Origin of the sequence: Desulfuromonas sp. (genome assembly GCF_002868845.1) — a bacterium.
Lineage (GTDB): Bacteria > Desulfobacterota > Desulfuromonadia > Desulfuromonadales > BM501 > BM501.
Window position 1 is genome coordinate 61,029 of sequence record NZ_PKUB01000009.1, and the last position, 15,888, is coordinate 76,916.

The 15,888-nt window shown below is 61.3% G+C and carries 18 protein-coding genes; all 18 read right to left on the reverse strand.

The window, feature by feature from the left end:
* Window positions 1-163: 163 nt before the first annotated feature.
* Window positions 164-1,726: a glutamine-hydrolyzing GMP synthase gene (guaA, locus tag C0617_RS02445; protein WP_291315432.1), complete on the reverse strand. Its 1,563-nt coding sequence runs from the start codon at window positions 1,724-1,726 to the stop codon at window positions 164-166.
* 17 nt (window positions 1,727-1,743) lie between these two features.
* Window positions 1,744-3,216, reverse strand: a complete 1,473-nt coding sequence (guaB, locus tag C0617_RS02450; protein ID WP_291315433.1) for an IMP dehydrogenase — start codon at window positions 3,214-3,216, stop codon at window positions 1,744-1,746.
* Window positions 3,217-3,480: 264 nt separating this feature from the next.
* Window positions 3,481-5,268: a phosphoenolpyruvate--protein phosphotransferase gene (gene ptsP / locus C0617_RS02455; RefSeq protein WP_291315434.1), complete on the reverse strand. Its 1,788-nt coding sequence runs from the start codon at window positions 5,266-5,268 to the stop codon at window positions 3,481-3,483.
* Window positions 5,246-5,512, reverse strand: a complete 267-nt coding sequence (locus tag C0617_RS02460; protein ID WP_291315435.1) for an HPr family phosphocarrier protein — start codon at window positions 5,510-5,512, stop codon at window positions 5,246-5,248. The genes ptsP and C0617_RS02460 overlap by 23 nt, the downstream gene beginning before the upstream one ends.
* Before the next feature lie 17 nt (window positions 5,513-5,529).
* The gene (locus tag C0617_RS02465; RefSeq protein ID WP_291315436.1) at window positions 5,530-6,282 is read right to left on the reverse strand and encodes a PTS system mannose/fructose/sorbose family transporter subunit IID; all 753 of its coding nucleotides are present in this window, start codon (window positions 6,280-6,282) and stop codon (window positions 5,530-5,532) included.
* A gap of 7 nt (window positions 6,283-6,289) precedes the next feature.
* A complete protein-coding gene (locus tag C0617_RS02470) occupies window positions 6,290-6,982 on the reverse strand; it encodes a PTS sugar transporter subunit IIC (RefSeq protein WP_291315437.1) in 693 nt (230 codons plus the stop codon).
* A gap of 1 nt (window position 6,983) precedes the next feature.
* On the reverse strand, window positions 6,984-7,472 hold the full coding sequence (locus C0617_RS02475; RefSeq protein ID WP_291315438.1) for a PTS sugar transporter subunit IIB: 489 nt from the start codon (window positions 7,470-7,472) through the stop codon (window positions 6,984-6,986).
* A gap of 18 nt (window positions 7,473-7,490) precedes the next feature.
* Window positions 7,491-7,892, reverse strand: a complete 402-nt coding sequence (locus C0617_RS02480; protein ID WP_291315439.1) for a PTS system fructose subfamily IIA component — start codon at window positions 7,890-7,892, stop codon at window positions 7,491-7,493.
* 3 nt (window positions 7,893-7,895) lie between these two features.
* Window positions 7,896-8,762: an RNase adapter RapZ gene (gene rapZ / locus C0617_RS02485; protein WP_291315440.1), complete on the reverse strand. Its 867-nt coding sequence runs from the start codon at window positions 8,760-8,762 to the stop codon at window positions 7,896-7,898.
* Window positions 8,759-9,733 carry an HPr(Ser) kinase/phosphatase gene (gene hprK, locus C0617_RS02490; RefSeq protein ID WP_291315441.1) on the reverse strand — a complete coding sequence of 325 codons (975 nt, stop codon included), beginning with the start codon at window positions 9,731-9,733 and terminating at the stop codon, window positions 8,759-8,761. Before hprK ends, rapZ begins: the two co-directional genes overlap by 4 nt.
* A 106-nt stretch (window positions 9,734-9,839) precedes the next feature.
* Window positions 9,840-10,265, reverse strand: a complete 426-nt coding sequence (locus C0617_RS02495) for a PTS sugar transporter subunit IIA (RefSeq protein ID WP_291315442.1) — start codon at window positions 10,263-10,265, stop codon at window positions 9,840-9,842.
* Between the two features lie 117 nt (window positions 10,266-10,382).
* Entirely contained in the window at window positions 10,383-10,931 is a 549-nt protein-coding gene (gene raiA / locus C0617_RS02500; RefSeq protein ID WP_291315443.1) for a ribosome-associated translation inhibitor RaiA, read from the reverse strand.
* A gap of 82 nt (window positions 10,932-11,013) precedes the next feature.
* Complete coding sequence (gene rpoN, locus C0617_RS02505; protein WP_291315444.1) at window positions 11,014-12,462, reverse strand: RNA polymerase factor sigma-54; 1,449 nt, start codon at window positions 12,460-12,462, stop codon at window positions 11,014-11,016.
* A 60-nt stretch (window positions 12,463-12,522) separates the two neighbouring features.
* On the reverse strand, window positions 12,523-13,248 hold the full coding sequence (gene lptB / locus C0617_RS02510) for an LPS export ABC transporter ATP-binding protein (protein WP_291315445.1): 726 nt from the start codon (window positions 13,246-13,248) through the stop codon (window positions 12,523-12,525).
* Window positions 13,245-13,721, reverse strand: coding sequence for a lipopolysaccharide transport periplasmic protein LptA (gene lptA / locus C0617_RS02515; RefSeq protein ID WP_291315446.1), 477 nt, complete (start codon window positions 13,719-13,721; stop codon window positions 13,245-13,247). The genes lptB and lptA overlap by 4 nt, the downstream gene beginning before the upstream one ends.
* Window positions 13,722-13,738: 17 nt before the next feature.
* Window positions 13,739-14,323 (reverse strand): LPS export ABC transporter periplasmic protein LptC, encoded by a 585-nt coding sequence (gene lptC / locus C0617_RS02520; RefSeq protein WP_291315447.1) that lies wholly within the window; start codon window positions 14,321-14,323, stop codon window positions 13,739-13,741.
* Between the two features lie 80 nt (window positions 14,324-14,403).
* A complete protein-coding gene (locus C0617_RS02525) occupies window positions 14,404-14,925 on the reverse strand; it encodes an HAD-IIIA family hydrolase (protein ID WP_363324356.1) in 522 nt (173 codons plus the stop codon).
* Window positions 14,925-15,887, reverse strand: a complete 963-nt coding sequence (locus C0617_RS02530; protein ID WP_291315449.1) for a KpsF/GutQ family sugar-phosphate isomerase — start codon at window positions 15,885-15,887, stop codon at window positions 14,925-14,927. Before C0617_RS02530 ends, C0617_RS02525 begins: the two co-directional genes overlap by 1 nt.
* Window position 15,888 lies beyond the last annotated feature (1 nt).

Below are 15,888 nucleotides of genomic sequence, written 5' to 3' on the forward strand. Positions count from 1 at the left end.
CTTTAGTTGCACGAGCTTGCTCGAAACCGATACCGCGCCGCGGCTTTCGCAGGGGAACCAAAAAGACAAAAAAAAGCCGTCGAAATAATCGACGGCTCACAAAGTACACCTTGTTCTGATCCCGGGCCGGCAACGTCCAACCGTTAACCTGCCCCCTTGCGGTCTACTCCCACTCGATCGTCGCGGGCGGCTTGCTCGAGATATCGTAGGTGACCCGGTTGATCCCCTTGACCTCGTTGATGATGCGGCTGCTGATGCGGGCCAAATCCTCGTAGGGCATCGGGTACCAGCCGGCGGTCATGAAGTCCTTCGTCTCCACGGCGCGCAGGGCGACGACGTACTCGTAGGTGCGCCCGTCGCCCATGACGCCGACGCTCTTGACCGGGAGGAAGACGGCGAAGGCCTGGCTGATCTTGTCGTAGTGGCCGCTGGCGTAGAGTTCCTCGATGTAGATGGCGTCGGCCTGGCGCAGGATGTCGCAGAACTCCTTCTTGACCTCGCCGAGGATGCGCACCCCCAGCCCCGGTCCGGGAAACGGGTGGCGCCAGACCATGCGGTGGGGCAGGCCGAGCTCCTCGCCGACGGCGCGCACCTCGTCCTTGAACATCTCGCGCAGCGGCTCGAGCAGCTTGAGGGTCATGTAGTCGGGCAGGCCGCCGACGTTGTGATGGCTCTTGATGTTGTGCGCCTTGCCGGTCTTCGCCCCGGCGCTCTCGATGACGTCGGGGTAGATCGTCCCCTGGGCAAGCCATTTGGCATTGGCCAGCTTTTTCGACTCTTCTTCAAAGATATCGACGAAGAGGTTGCCGATGACCTTGCGCTTCTTCTCCGGGTCGGTCTCGCCGGCCAGTCCCGCCAGGAAGCGGTCTTCGGCGTCGACCCGGATCACTTTGACCCCGAGGTTCTCGCCGAAGGTCGCCATCACCTGGTCCCCCTCGCCGAGGCGCAGCAGGCCGTTGTCGACGAAGACGCAGGTCAGCTGGTCGCCGATGGCGCGATGGATCAGGGCGGCGGCCACCGACGAATCGACGCCGCCGGACAGGCCGAGGATCACCTCTTCGTCGCCGACCTTCTCGCGGATGCGGGCGACGGCGTCCTCGATGATCTGCCCCGGCGTCCACTGGCCGCTGCAGCCGCAGATCTTGCGCACGAAGGTATCGATCAGCAGTTCGCCGCGCGGCGTATGGTTGACCTCGGGGTGGAACTGCACCCCGTAGAGGTTGCGCTGAAGGTTCTGGATGGCGCAAACCGGGGCGTTGGCGGTGCGGGCGACCGTCTCGAAGCCCTGCGGCATCGTCTCGACGTGATCGCCGTGACTCATCCAGACCGGGCTCCTGCCGTCGGCGAAGAACCCGTCGAAGAGCGGTCCCGGCTGGCCCATCGCCTCGAGATCGGCGTGACCGTACTCGCGCTTGCCGGCGGGCACAACCTCGCCGGCGAAATGGCGGCTCATGAGCTGCATGCCGTAGCAGATGCCGAGTACCGGCACGCCGAGTTCGAACAGCTCTTCCTCGATCGCCGGAGCCCCCTCGTCGTAGACCGACTTGGGCCCGCCGGAGAGGATGATGCCGGTGGGCGCGAAGGCCTTGATCGCCTTCAGATCCATGTCGAAGGGATGCAGTTCGCAGTAGACATGGGCCTCGCGCACCCGGCGGGCGATCAGCTGAGTGTACTGGGAGCCGAAATCGAGGATGAGAATTTTTTCCTGGTGGATGTCCTGAATCATGAGGCTGTCTCTTCCTTCTAGCTTCCCCGCTCGGTCCGGTAGTTGGGCGCCTCGTGGGTGATGGCCACGTCGTGCACGTGGGATTCGCGCAGGCCGGCGTTGGTGATGCGCATGAAGCGCCCCTTCTCCTGCAGTTCACGAATGGTACCGCAGCCGGTGTAGCCCATGCCGGCGCGCAGGCCCCCGATCAGCTGGTGAATGTTGCTCGAAAGACTGCCGCGGAAGGGCACCCGCCCCTCGATCCCTTCAGGAACGAGCTTGACGTCGTTCTCCACGTCACCCTGGAAATAGCGGTCCTTGCTCCCCTGCTTCATCGCCCCGAGGCTCCCCATGCCGCGGTAGGACTTGTAGGTCCGCCCCTGGTAGAGGATTGTCTCCCCGGGGGACTCCTCGGTTCCGGCGAAGAGGGATCCGATCATGATGATATCGGCCCCGGCGGCGATCGCCTTGGGGAGTTCCCCCGAGTACTTGATGCCGCCGTCGGCGATGAGGGGAATTCCCGCCTTGCGAGTGACCCGGGCGACCTCGGCGATGGCAGTGATCTGAGGCACACCGACACCGGCAACAACCCGGGTGGTGCAGATGGAGCCGGGTCCGATACCGACCTTGAGCGCGTCCGCTCCCGCCTTGATCAGGGCCTCGGCGGCGGCGGCGGTGGCGATGTTGCCGGCCATCAGCTGAAGATCGGGATAGGCTCTCTTGGTATCGACCACCGCGTCGATGACCCCCTGGGAATGGCCGTGGGCCGTATCGATGATGACCAGGTCCGCCCCGGCCCGCACCAGCGCCTCGAGGCGCTCCTCCCGGTCGGGGCCGACACCGATCGCCGCCCCGACCCGCAGACGCCCGAATTCGTCCTTGCAGGCGTTGGGGTATTTGCGCACCTTCTCGATGTCCTTGATGGTGATCAGCCCTTTCAGGACGTAATCCTCGTCCACCACGAGCAGCTTCTCGATGCGGTGCTGATGAAGGTGATGCTTGGCCTCCTCCAGGGTCGTGCCAGGCGGAACCGTGACCAGTTTGTCTTTGGTCATGACGTTGGCGATCGGCTGGTCGAGCTTGGTCTCGAAGCGCAGGTCACGGTTGGTGAGAATGCCGACCAGCTTGCCGTTCTCGGTGATGGGGACCCCGGAGATGCGGTACTGCTTCATCAGCTCCAGAGCCTCGTAGATCTTCTGCTCGGGATTCATGGTGAAAGGATCGACGATCATGCCGCTTTCGGACTTCTTGACCTGATCCACCTCGAGAGCCTGCTCGGCGGGAGTCATGTTCTTGTGCAGGATCCCGAGCCCTCCCTCGCGGGCCATGCAGATGGCGGTACGGGATTCTGTCACCGTGTCCATGGCGGCCGAAAGCAGAGGAATGTTGAGCCGGATCTTCCGGGTCAGGGCGGTCGTCAGGTCGGCCTCCTTGGGAAGGACCGTGGAATGGGCGGGAACCAGCAAGACGTCATCGAAGGTCAGCCCTTCTTGGACCTCATTATCCAGCATGGCCATCTCCTTTAAGAGGGGTCGGAAAGGGGAAAATATTAATCGGTGAATATATAGCTGTAGGGAAGAAGGGTCAAGTTAAAAGCCGCCAAAATGGAGCGGCCTGGTGTCCCGAGCGGTTCGTTGTATCTGTGAATTCTGAGGCACTTCGGTCACTGTCAAAGCGCCGCCGACGTTGGCCCGCCATGCGTTAAGCCAAGGAGGCGCAACGCAGACAGGGGGAAAAAGGGTCGGAATAAATGCATAGAATCAGCCGCACGGACACTAAATGGCCGGCGCACCGAAGATCTCGGGGAAGCGCCGGGCCATCTCCTTTTCGAGCTTCATGGTCACTTCCCGGGCGGTCGTCAGGTCGAACAGACCCGCAAGGAAGCGCTCGGCGTCGTCCCTGCGCACCTGGCGCAGAATCCGCTTCAGCTTCGGGATGCAGGGAGCGTTCATGGACAGCTCCCCGAAACCGAGACCGAGCAGAACCAGGGTGTACAAGGGTTCGGAGGCCATCTCCCCGCACATCCCGACTTCGATGCCGGTTTCCCTGGCCGCGTCGCAGACCATCTTCAGCGCCCTGAGGATGGCGGGATGAAGGGGCTCGTAGAGGTAGGCCACGTGCTCGTTGCCGCGATCCACCGCCAGGCAGTACTGGATAAGGTCATTGGTCCCGATGGAGAAAAAGTCGACCTCCCGGGCAAGCTTGTCGGCAATCAGGGCGGCAGAGGGGGTCTCGATCATGATCCCCACCGGAAGGTCGGTGTCGAAGGAGATGTTCTCGGCGGTCAACTCGGCCTTGGCCCTGGCAAGGCTCGCCTGGCAGGCCCGGATTTCGGCCACCCCCGAGATCATGGGAAACATGAGTCGGACCTTGCCGTAGACCGAAGCTCTCAGAATGGCCCGCAACTGGGCATTCAACAGCCGCCCTTCCTTGAGAGAGAAGCGAATCGCCCGCAGCCCCATGGCAGGGTTGGCCTCGTCGGAGAGATTGAACTCCGGCACGAACTTGTCGCCGCCGACGTCCAGGGTGCGGATGGTAACAGGGAAGGGGGACATCGTCTCCACGATGCCCCGATAGGCCTCCAGCTGTTCCTCTTCGGAGGGCGGCGTGGAGCGGTTCATGAACAGGAACTCGGAACGGTACAGGCCGATCCCCTCGGCCCCCTGGGCCTGCGCCATGGGCACATCTTCGGCCAGTTCCACGTTGCCGAGCAGGGTCACCCGGTGGCCGTCGAGGGTCTCCGAGGCCAGTTCCCGGTAAGAGAGGAGTTCGTTCTCAAGGTATTCGTAGGACTGTTTCTTCTTGAGGTACTCCCGGAAGGTGTCCTGGGAGGGGTTGAGAATGATGGTCCCGATGGTTCCGTCAATGATGACCGGCACGGCGCCTGGGACGAGAGTGGTCACCGTCTCCAGGCCGACCACCGCCGGGATCCCAAGGGACCGGGCCAGGATCGCGGTGTGGGAGGTCCGTCCCCCCACGTCGGTGACGAACCCGAGGATCTTCTCCTTGTCGATCTGCATGGTGTCGGCCGGCGAGAGGTCGTGGGCCACCAGGGCGACCTTGCGTTCGATCTCTTCCAGAGAGGGCTGCTCTTTGCCGGCCAGGTTGCGCAGAAGTCGCTCCCCGACAGAATCGATGTCGGTGCGCCGCTCTCTCAGGTATTCGTCTTCGATGCTGTCGAAGGCCGCCCGGAACTTGCGCAGGGTGCGCATCAGGGCGCCCTCGGCGTTGATAAGTTCCTTCTCGATGGCCGCCTTGGTTTCCTCCAGCAGCATCTCGTCATCAAGAATAAGGAGGTGGGTGTCGATGATGTAGAGATGCTCGACCAGGACCCGGTCGGCCACCCGGGCCTTGACCTCTTCAAGCTGCGCCTTGGAGCGTTCGACCGCATCGCAGAACGAGCGCACCTCGGAGACGACGTCCCCGGGATCGATGCGCATCTCCGCCACGGCCATGGGATCCCGCTTCAGGAGGTAGGTTTCCCCGATGGCAATGCCGGGGGAGGCGCCTATCCCGACCAGGATAGTATCTTCGGCGATGTTAATCTTCTCCGAATCCATCATCGATCAACTCTCCGATGGCCGCCAGAGCCTCACCTGAATCGGCGCCGCTGACGGCAACGGCGATCTGCGACCCCTGAGGGGCGGCCAGCATGAGAATGCCCATAATACTCTTGCCGTTGACCTCCATGCCGTCCTTCTCGATGAAGACGTCGGCCTGGAAACGATTGGCGGTCTGCACCAGTTGTGCCGCGGCACGGGCGTGCAGGCCAAGCCGGTTCTTTATGACAAATTCCTTTTTATCCATACCCTGACCACGATGTGTTAACCGAATTGTCCCAACATCACCATCCCGAACGCAACCGCCAAAACAAGAAGAAGAACCGAGGTCCCCCTGCGAACCAGCCACCCGAACAGCGACACAACCAAAGGAATGCAAAGCCCCCAGCCGGGTGAAAGGCTTTCGCCTTCAAGTTGAAGATAAGCGAGGTAGGCGCACAGCCCCCCGAGCAGGACCACCGTCCCCTCCTTGAGGCGGATAGCCAGGTCCGGGAGGCGCCGACGCTGCATGACCTCCACGATCCTCATCCCCTGCCGGTATCCCCGCAACAGACCGACGGTCCGAAACCAGAGATGGGGCAGGTTGAAAAAGAGCAGAAAAACGACAGGGGCCCACAGGGAGCCCTTGGCGGCAAAGAAGAGGGAGATCCCGGCGGCCAGAGGTCTCAGACCGCCCCAGAAAAGGGCGTCCCCGATGGCCGCATAAGGCGCCATGATCATCCCCTTGTACTCCTGCACCGAAAGGGCGGCCGATTCGCCCCGGGCCGCCTCTTCCTCGAGGGCGATGACGCTCCCCAGCACGGGGGAGGCCAAAAAGGGATGCGTGTTGAAATAGTCGAGGTGCCGCCGGTAGGCATCGGCGAGTTCCTTGCCCCGGTAGAGCTGGCGCAGAGCCGGGGCGATGGTGTAAAGAGCCCCCATGTTCTGCAGGCGCTCGAAGTTCCAGCTGCTCTGGAACAGAAAGGAACGCAAGAAAACCTTGGCCAGTGTGATGCGCGAGACAATCTTCTTTTCCATCACCGCCTCACACCAGCCACAACATCAGAAGGGCCGTGACAAAGGATGCCCCGAACAGGGTCATCGCGCGACTGACATTGATGGTCCCGAGGATGGCGCCCACCCCGACGAGGGGAAAGGCCAGCTTCACCCAGTCAGCCGCCCCGACCAAGGGTTCGTGAAGATAGGGGGCGAGAGAAAAGAGGACCAGGGAACCGGCGGTCACGATCACGACGTAGGTGCCAAGGGAGGAAAGGGCAAAATGTCCGAGGCCGATGAGATGGCTCCGCTCCACGGCGTTGAGGTCCCCACCGGCCAGGGCGGCCTCGGCCCGGCTCAAAAGTCTGCCGTTCAAGTGCCGGGCGCCGCGGTCGAAGGTCTGCCCGAATTTGCCCAGAGGCATGGCCACCAGAACACAGAGGACGGTAAAGGGCATTCCGACCAGGGCCAGTGCCTTTCCGACCGTCACGGCCAGAAGCGTACCGCCGACAGCCACCTGGGTGTCGTCGGGCGGGATCGCGGCGCCGACCGGAAGGCGTCCGATCCAGAGGAGTTCGACCAGGAACCCCACCTGAAGCCCGACAATGGGATCACCCAGCAACCACCCTGTCAGGGGAGCCGCCACGATAGGCCGCGAAACCATGAGCTGCAGGGCGGCGGTCCGGTCGATCCCCATGCCAACGGCGACCGCACCCGCCACCAGGTAATCGGCGAAGACCATCTTATCCGACCTGGCCTTTCATCAACTTCCTCCAGTTCTGTTCACGATCCGAAGGGATGCACTGCGAGACGATCCGGGCGCCGTCCTTTTCCAGGGAAGCGAGGTTCTCCACGTCGCTCTGATCGAGGGAGATGGTACAGTTCAACCGCCTTTTTCCCTCCCCGGCATGCATGTTCCCGAGGTTGAGTCGACTGAATCCCATCCCCAGACGATGAGCCTTGAGAGCGTCCCCGGAATTGGCAAACAGCAGCAGCACACGGCTCCTCTCCAGATCCTTGGAGTTCAGGATCGTGACCGCCTCATCGACGCTGACGATCACGACCCGGATCCCCTTGGGGACCGCGGCCTCCATGAGGGTTTTCTGGAAGGGATGCTCTGCGATCTCGTTGTTCGCCACGACAATACAGTTTGCATGGGCGTGTGGAACCCAGGCTTCCAGGACCTGACCGTGGATAAGTCGGTTGTCGATGCGGGCCAATACGATGCTCATAGGTTGAATCCGGACGCCCTATTTGGCCAGAATCTCGCTGGCCAGAGAGATGCTTTGCTGGCCGTAGGCCTTCAGCATGGAGGCCAACTCGCCGAGGGAGAGCCCCTCCTGGCTGTTGAAGAATTTGAGGACCATCGGCAGGTTGACGCCTGTCAGGACCTCCACCCTTTGAGGTTCGAGGAAAGACAGGCTGATGTTTGCCGGCGTGCCTCCGAACATATCGGTCATGATGACCACTCCCTCCCGCCCCTCCGTCACCTCCTCGATCGCGCGGGAGATGCCAAGGCGAATGCTCTCGACGCTGTCCTCCCTGGTAATGCAAACCGAGCGGGCATTTTGGGCCGGACCGATAATCATTTCCGATGCGGCGATCAATTCCTCGGCAAGCCTCGAATGGGTGGCGATGACCAGTCCTACCATTGTCTACCCCTTGCTGATGTCCCGGTGGAGAACCTGAGGCGTGACCCCTTGGTCGGCAAACCAGGAGCGCAACTCTTCAACAACAGTCACGCTGCGATGACGACCGCCGGTGCACCCGATGGCGATATTGAGATAGCTCTTGCCCTCCTTCTGGTACTGGGGAAGGAGGAACCCGAGAAGCCCCCTGAAACGCTCCAGAAAATCGCGGCAGGTCGGCTGGGAAAGCACATAGTCACTGACCGCGGAATCGAGACCGGTCAGCGGCCGGAGGTCGGGGACGAAATGGGGGTTGGGGAGAAAGCGCACGTCCATGACGAGGTCGGTTCCGGGAGAGATCCCATAACGATAGCCGAAAGACTGCACCTTTACCTCAAGGGGTAGAATGCCGTCCCTGCCGCGGGCGGTCTGAACGACCTTGGCCCGCAACTGGTTTGGGGTGAACCAGGAAGAATCGATAAGAACGGTGGCCAGGTCGCGCAACCCCGCCAGAAGATTGCGCTCCTCCCCGATGCTCTGGGCAAGCCCCTCGCTCAGGGCCAGGGGATGGCGGCGGCGGGTTTCGGAATAGCGCCGGATGAGGACCTCGTCGGCGGCATCGAAAAAATAAACCTCCAGAGCGTACCCCCCCTCCCTGACCGTCTCCAGGGTGGCCTGGTACTCGGCCAGGAAATCCCGATTCCGCACGTCGATGACCACCGCCAGGTCGTCGGTGAAACGAACGCCCTGCTCGGCCAAATCGAGAAACTGGGGAAGCAGGGCCAGCGGCAGGTTGTCAACGACGAAAAAGCCCTCGTCCTCCAGGGCCCGCGCTGCCGAAGTCTTGCCGGAACCGGACAGGCCCGTGATGATGATTACCCGTTTCCTGCTCATTCAAGATTATCCCCGATAATCGAATGGGCGTGGAGGTGGGCCGTCTCCGCCATCCGTTTTTCGAGCCGGTCCTGGAACTCCTGGGCACTGTGATACCCCATCTCCTTGAGAAGCTGGTTTCTCGCAGCCACCTCAACGATGGTGGTGATGTTGCGGCCAGGGCGAACCGGGATCTTCACGAAGGGGACCTCCAGTCCCAGCAGGGGGTAATTAAGTTCCTCAAGCCCCAGCCGGTCGTACTCCTTCCCGTCTTCCCAATCGACCAACTCCACCGCCAGGTCGATTTTCTTGCGCTCGCGAATCGCCGCTACTCCGAAGAGATGCTTGATATTGATGATGCCAAGGCCCCGAATTTCCATATGGTAATGGAGCAGGTCCATGCCTTCGCCGAAGAGAACGGCGGGAAGCTTCATTCGGACCTTGATCGCGTCATCGGCAACGAGACGGTGCCCCCGAAGGACCAGGTCGAGGGCGCACTCGCTCTTGCCGATGCCGCTCTTGCCGAGCAGGAGAACCCCGACCCCGAGCACGTCGACCAAGACGCCATGGACGATGGTGGACGGCAACAGCCGTTCTTCCAGAAACCGGGTGATCAGCGAGATAAAAGTGGAACTCTGGTGGTTGGTGCGCAACAGGGGAGTGTTCTGCTCTTCGGTCTCCCGGGCGAGGAACTCCGGGGGATGCTGTCCCTTGGTTATAATGAAACAGCAGACGTCGAGAGCGCAGAGCTTGCGAAGGTTGGCCTGGGCTTTTTGCGGGGACAACTGGTTCAGGTAGCTCAACTCGGTGGAGCCGATCACCTGGATCCGGTCGGGGTGCAGGTTGGTGGTGTAGCCGGTCAGGGCCAATCCCGGCTTTTGGATGCGGGGGACCTGAATGAGGTTTGCGAGGCCGCTCTCACCGGCCAAAAGCTCCAGATCGAGTCCGGCCTCTTTTTCACCCAGCAACTCTTGAACACTCAGTCCATTCATATCCCACCGGAAAAGTCAGGCACACACCGAGCACGCAGAGCCCCCTGCTGCCTATCCGACGCACGGATTGGCTATGCGGAAAGCGGAGGACCATGAGCGGAAGGGGTCAGAGTTGATCTTCTTCTTCGGCAATGATCCGATAAAGGTCTTCGCCGCTGGCGGCCTCGACGAGGCGCCTCCGCACACCGGGGTTTTTCAAGAGCTTGGAAATGCGAGCCAGGGTCTTCAGATGCACTCCGACGGATTCCTCGGGTGCAACAAGAAGAAAGAAGAGCTGGGCCGGCTTGCCGTCCATGGAATCAAAATCGATCCCAGCACGGCTGCGGCCGAAAGAGATCAGAAGCTTATCGAGATCCTTAAGCTTTCCATGGGGAATGGCCACACCGTCGCCGATCCCCGTGCTGCCGAGGCGCTCTCGCTCCTGCAGCACCTTGAGCACCTCTTCGCGGTTGAGGCTGGTCGCCGTCCGCATCATGGCGTCCGTCAATTCGGACAGCACGCCGTCATTGTCCGTCGCCTTCAAATCGGCCACAATCGAAAGAGGACCTAAAAGATCAACAATATTCATAGTTTTCGTTACAATCCGGAGGTATCAATAAAGTCCGGGGGAAGGACCGTCGTCCCTCCCCCGGAAAAGACGAGGCTGACCCTATTTGCCCTGGGGGGCGATGAGGCCGTAGTTGCCGTCATTGCGCCGATAGACCACGTTGATCTCTTCGGTAGAGTCATCGGTGAAAACCAGAAATTCCTTGTTCAACAGGTCCATCTGCATCACCGCCTCTTCCACCGACATCGGCTTGATGGGAAAGCTGCGACTGCGGATGATCACGGGCTCAGCGCCGCTCTCGTCGATGCTTTCGGCGGCCAGGATCGTTTTTTCGACCTGCCGCTCACGGCCGCTCGAGGGCTTGTGCTTTTTGAGTTTTTCCTTGTAGCGCTTGAGCTGCCGTTCCATCTTGTCGACCACGGAGTCGATGGCCGCGTACATGTCGTTGGTCTCTTCCGAAGCCTTGATGGTGATCCCCTTGGCCACCAGACTGACCTCGGCCTTGTGCCGGATTTTTTTGTTCACGGAAAGGACCGCCTGGGCGTCGATAGGCTCTTCGATGTACTTCTTCACCCGGGTGAACTTTTCTTCCACATAGGTCCGCACGGCTTCACTTGTTTCCATATGTCTGAACGTAACGGCAATTTGCATGTTTTCGAACCTCCTTATTTTAATAAGCAACCGTTGGTCTAAGTATAACGCCACACCACGGGTTAGCCATCCTTGACAGGGATTAAAAAAGACGCTTGCGCTCCGTAGAAGAGCCGATTCCGAGCATCTCGCGGTACTTGGTCACCGTGCGGCGGGCAATGTGAACGCCCTGCAGGTGAAGGAGTTCCACGATTTTCTGATCGGAGAAGGGCTTTTTGGGGTTCTCCCCGGAGACGATTTCACGAATCTTGTTTTTGACGCTCTCGGAAGCGATCGATTCGCCCCCGCTGGTGTTGATGCCGCTGTTGAAGAAGTATTTCAGTTCAAACAACCCTTGAGGGGTCTGCACATACTTGTTGGTGGTCACCCGGCTGATGGTCGATTCGTGCATCTCGATATCCTCGGCCACGTCGCGCAGGACAAGGGGCTTGAGGTGCTCGATACCGTTGTCGAAAAAATCTCTCTGAAACTTTACAATGCTCTTGGTGACCTTGTAAATGGTTCTCTGCCTCTGGTGAATACTTTTGATGAGCCACAGAGCCCCGCGCATCTTCTCCTGAATGTATTCTCCCGCCTTCTCGTCGATGCCAGCCGTCCCGGAAAGGGCGTTCCGGTAAAAGGCGTTGATCCGCAAGTTGGGCAAACCATCATCGTTGAGCACTACCACGTAGTCCTCGGCGACCTTGTAAACGAAGATATCCGGGGTGATGTAATGGACATCCTCCTGGCTGTATGCACTGCCGGGCCGGGGGTCGAAACCCGCAATGACCTTGGCCGCGCCGAATACCTCATCGAGGGACACCCCGAGAGCCTTGGCGATAACCGGATATTTGCGGGACTCCATTTCGGATATGTGGTTGCGAAGAATCGCCTCGACGAGGGATCCCTCCATGCCGAGCAGAAGGGCCTGCTTGAGAAGGCACTCCTGCAGGCTGCGCGAGGCGACCCCGGGAGGGTCGAATTCCTGGACCTTCTCCAACACCTGGTCGACCTTGGCCGGGTCGACCTCGGTCAGGGTTCCGATCTCCTCGAGAGTGGCTTTCAAAAAGCCGTTATCGTCGAGATTTCCGATGATCTCGGCCGCCACCCTGCGTTCCACGTCGTCGAACCGGGAGAGGTTCAACTGCCAGCTGAGGTGATCCGCAAGGGTCCCCTTCTTGGTCAGCAGGTTCTCGTAGGAAGGCCGATCGTCGTCTTCCTCGAAATAATCGGCAGACCCTCCCCCCAGGTTGTAGCCCTCCAGGTAGGTCTGCCAGTCGATATCGCCGAGCCCTTCGCTCTCCCCGGCGACCTCCTTGATCTCTTCGGTCGAAGCCTTCGGCTCCTCGATCCCTTCGGCCTCCTGAACGCCTTCTCTCGCTTCGCCCTCGTCCTGGCCTTCGTCGAGAACGGGGTTTTCCTCAAGTTCCTGCTGAACCATGTCCACCAGCTCCAACCGAGACAGCTGGAGGAGCTTGATCGCCTGCTGCAGCTGGGGGGTCATCACCAGCTGCTGGCTCAATTTGAGTTGTTGGCGAAGCTCTAAAGCCATGGTTCTCCTGGGGCATTGCCCCTTGCTGCGTTGCGGCCCCCGCCGGGACGGGCGTGCCGGTTAAAGCTGGAAACTCTCCACGAGATAGATCTCACGGGCCCGGGGGCTTTCGGCAATGCGGGCCGGCTCCCCGAATTCGAGGATCTCCCCTTCGTTAAGGATGTAGGCCTTGTCGCAGACCCCGAGGGTTTCACGCACATTATTATCGGAAATCATGACCCCGATGCCTCGTTCCTTCAACCCGAAGATGATATTCTGGATGTCGGACACGGCTATCGGATCGATCCCCGCAAAAGGTTCGTCGAGCAGAATAAAGGCCGGCTCGATGACGAGGGCCCGGGCGATCTCGACCCGCCGGCGCTCCCCCCCCGACAGAGCGTAACCGTGGGATTTAGCCACGTGGCTCAGCCGAAAATCCTCCAGCAACCGCTCCTTGCGCTCCTGGCGTTCGGCCCCGGAGATACCGAGGGTCTCGAGAATCGCCAGCAGGTTCTCCTCGACCGTCAGGCGCCGAAAAACCGAAGCCTCCTGGGGCAGGTAGGAAATCCCTGATCTCGCCCTTTGGTACATGGGCAGGTCGGTCAATTCCTTGTCGTCGAGAAAAACCCGCCCCTGGTCTGGCCGCACCAGGCCGACCATCATGTAAAAGGAAGTGGTCTTCCCCGCCCCGTTGGGTCCCAGAAGTCCGATCACCTCGCCGGAGGAGACCTCCAGATCGACCCCCCGGACCACCTGCCGACCCCGGTAGGCCTTGGACAGGTCGTTGGCGCAGAGCCTTCGGGTCACTGCCCGTTCTCCTGGGGATGCAGGACGGCTTTGACACGCCCCTCCTCCTGCCCGCTGACCACGCTCCTGTCCTCGTTGAGAAAGACGGAAATTTCGTCCCCGGTTATAAAGTCTGCCCCCTGGTGGACTCTGGGGGAGCCGGAGAGAACGATCCGGCCCTCGCGGTGGAAATAAACCCCCTTCTGCCCCGTGGCCACCCGTTCTCCCTGCACGATCCTTACGTCGCCGCTGATTTCGACCCGATCGATTTCACGGTTGCCGGAGAGGAGAAAAACGGTCAAAGCCTGCCCATAGATCGTGACGTCGCCCTGCTGTGCGACCACGTGCCCGGAGAAGGTCATCCGCTGCGCGATGCCGTCGGCCTCGAGCCGGTCCGCGGTGATCTGCACGGGCTGCCGACTCAGGTCGAGGTCCTGGGCCCCTTCGGCCCCGGGCAGACCGAAGGCCGCGGTCGCGGCGAGCAACAAAAGCACAATTATCGAATAACGCCTCATTGCTCCCCTGATCCGTCCGTCAAACCCTCCCAGCGGGCCTTGACCCGGGAGAGGAGCACAAAGGAGCGGTCCTGCACACTCATCCGCAACCCCTTGCCAGTAACTTCCAAGTTCTGAGAGACGACGCGTACGGGATCGTCGGTGCGCAGAATCCGGTCCGACTCCCGGTAGCGCAGGCTTTCCGTGAAGAAGGCGTCGCCCCGTTCGCTGCGCACCTTCACGTCCCCCTGGACTTCGACCTCCCGCGTCTCCCTGTTCAGGGCCCCGCTGAGGGCCGTCAGAGCCAGGTCGCCCAGCTCCTCGTGCCCATAGAAGGTCATGCGGATGTTTTCGATGCGGGCCGTCGCCTCTTCGGCTTTGTACGCCGCCGAGTCGGCCTCAAGAAACCACCGGCGCTGCCCATCGCGGGTCTCCGTGTAACTCAAGCCCTTCAAGGACAGGTCCACGTCCCGAGGCAGGACATCGACGATCTCCTCGGCCAGGTCTCCCTGAAAGTTGCGCGCAACCATGAAAGTCAGGGCTGCGACAAGGCAGAGAATGATCAGCGCAAGCGCGTTGCGGGCGTTCCATCTTCCAGCCATATGAGTGTCCAGTATAGCACCACGACCAGGGGGTGTAAAGCCGAATCTGGCAAGGTTGGCATGGGAATTGAATGCGCCGGCTACCCCTCCCCGAAATAGCGATCGGTGACGGCCCGCCACTGGCCGGAGGACTTGAGCAGAAGATCGCAGATTTCCCGCACCGCCCCCCTTCCGCCGGGCCGGGAAGCGACATGGTGGACAAGGGGCTTGAGTTCCTCGACCCCGTCGGCCACCGTGGCGGAAAAACCGACCCGGTTCAGGATCGGCAAGTCCACCAGATCGTCTCCCACATAGGCCACCTGCTCGTCATGAAGGCCCAGGTCCTGAAGGATCTGGCGATACGGCACCAACTTGTCCTTGGCCCCCTGGTACAGGATGTCGATACCGAGTTCGGCGGCCCGCAGGGCGACCACCTCCGAGCTGCGCCCGGTGATGATTCCGACCCGGACCCCGGCTCGCTGCAGCAATTTCAGACCATGACCGTCCTTGACGTCGAAGGCCTTCGACTCGACCCCGTTGCCGTCGTAGACGATCCGCCCGTCGGTCATCACCCCGTCCACGTCGAGGAGCAGGAGGCGGATTTTCCGCAAGCGCGCCTCCATCAGACCACCCCCGCCTTGAGCAGGTCGTGGAGATGGATGATCCCCACGGGGGTCCGCGCCGTATCGCTCTCGAAGACGAACAGGGAGGTGATCGAATGCTCCTCCATCTTCTGCAGAGCCTTGGCCGCCAGGTTGGTGCGGAGAATGCGCTTGGGGTGACGGCTCATCACCTCGGCGATGGGCCGGTCGAGATGGTCAAGTCCCCCCTCCATGGAGCGCCGCAGGTCGCCGTCGGTAAAGACGCCGACCAACCCGACGTTGCCGTCTCCCACCCCGGTGATGCCGAGTTTCTTGCTGGTGATTTCGAACAGGGCCTCCTTGAGGGGGGTCGTCTCCTCGACCATGGGGATATCCTCGCCGCCGTGCATCAGGTCTTCGACCCGCAGCAGGAGGCGTTTGCCGAGGGCTCCCCCGGGGTGAAACAGAGCGAAATCCTCCTCCTGAAAACCACGCTGGACAAGAAGGGCCACGGCCAGGGCGTCACCCATGGCGAGGGTGGCGGTGGTGCTCGCGGTGGGAGCCAGGTTCAAGGGGCAGGCCTCCTCCTTGACCGAGATGTCGAGGAAGACGTCCCCGGCCCGCGCCAGAACGCTCTGGGAATTGCCGCTCATGGCGATCAGCGGCAGCCCCATGCGCTTGATGACGGGAAGGATCCGGGAAATCTCTTCGGTTTCTCCGGAATTGGAGACCGCCACGACCACGTCTCCCTTCATGAGCATCCCAAGGTCGCCGTGAATCCCTTCGGCCGGATGCAGGAAAAGGGCCGGGGTCCCGGTGGAGGCCATGGTTGCGGCGACCTTCTGGCAGATCAGGCCCGACTTGCCCATGCCGGTGATGACCACCCGCCCCTGGCAGGCCAGGATCATTTCAACGGCCCGGGTGAACGCGCCGTCGAGGCGATCGACCAGGGCCAGAACCGCATCGGCCTCGACCTGAAGGACCTTTTTTGCAATATCTATCATG

Bases quoted from the DNA above. Each gene is read 5' to 3' on its own strand.
- hprK (WP_291315441.1), bottom strand. From the start codon at position 9,733: ATGAATGGACTGAGTGTTCAAGAGTTGCTGGGTGAAAAAGAGGCCGGA.
- guaA (WP_291315432.1), bottom strand. From the start codon at position 1,726: ATGATTCAGGACATCCACCAGGAAAAAATTCTCATCCTCGATTTCGGC.
- lptC (WP_291315447.1), bottom strand. From the start codon at position 14,323: ATGGCTGGAAGATGGAACGCCCGCAACGCGCTTGCGCTGATCATTCTC.
- C0617_RS02475 (WP_291315438.1), bottom strand. From the start codon at position 7,472: ATGAGCATCGTATTGGCCCGCATCGACAACCGACTTATCCACGGTCAG.
- C0617_RS02480 (WP_291315439.1), bottom strand. From the start codon at position 7,892: ATGGTAGGACTGGTCATCGCCACCCATTCGAGGCTTGCCGAGGAATTG.
- C0617_RS02470 (WP_291315437.1), bottom strand. From the start codon at position 6,982: ATGGTCTTCGCCGATTACCTGGTGGCGGGTGCGGTCGCCGTTGGCATG.
- raiA (WP_291315443.1), bottom strand. From the start codon at position 10,931: ATGCAAATTGCCGTTACGTTCAGACATATGGAAACAAGTGAAGCCGTG.
- C0617_RS02530 (WP_291315449.1), bottom strand. From the start codon at position 15,887: ATGATAGATATTGCAAAAAAGGTCCTTCAGGTCGAGGCCGATGCGGTT.
- C0617_RS02465 (WP_291315436.1), bottom strand. From the start codon at position 6,282: ATGGAAAAGAAGATTGTCTCGCGCATCACACTGGCCAAGGTTTTCTTG.
- rapZ (WP_291315440.1), bottom strand. From the start codon at position 8,762: ATGAGCAGGAAACGGGTAATCATCATCACGGGCCTGTCCGGTTCCGGC.
- C0617_RS02525 (WP_363324356.1), bottom strand. From the start codon at position 14,925: ATGGAGGCGCGCTTGCGGAAAATCCGCCTCCTGCTCCTCGACGTGGAC.
- ptsP (WP_291315434.1), bottom strand. From the start codon at position 5,268: ATGATGGATTCGGAGAAGATTAACATCGCCGAAGATACTATCCTGGTC.
- C0617_RS02460 (WP_291315435.1), bottom strand. From the start codon at position 5,512: ATGGATAAAAAGGAATTTGTCATAAAGAACCGGCTTGGCCTGCACGCC.
- guaB (WP_291315433.1), bottom strand. From the start codon at position 3,216: ATGCTGGATAATGAGGTCCAAGAAGGGCTGACCTTCGATGACGTCTTG.
- rpoN (WP_291315444.1), bottom strand. From the start codon at position 12,462: ATGGCTTTAGAGCTTCGCCAACAACTCAAATTGAGCCAGCAGCTGGTG.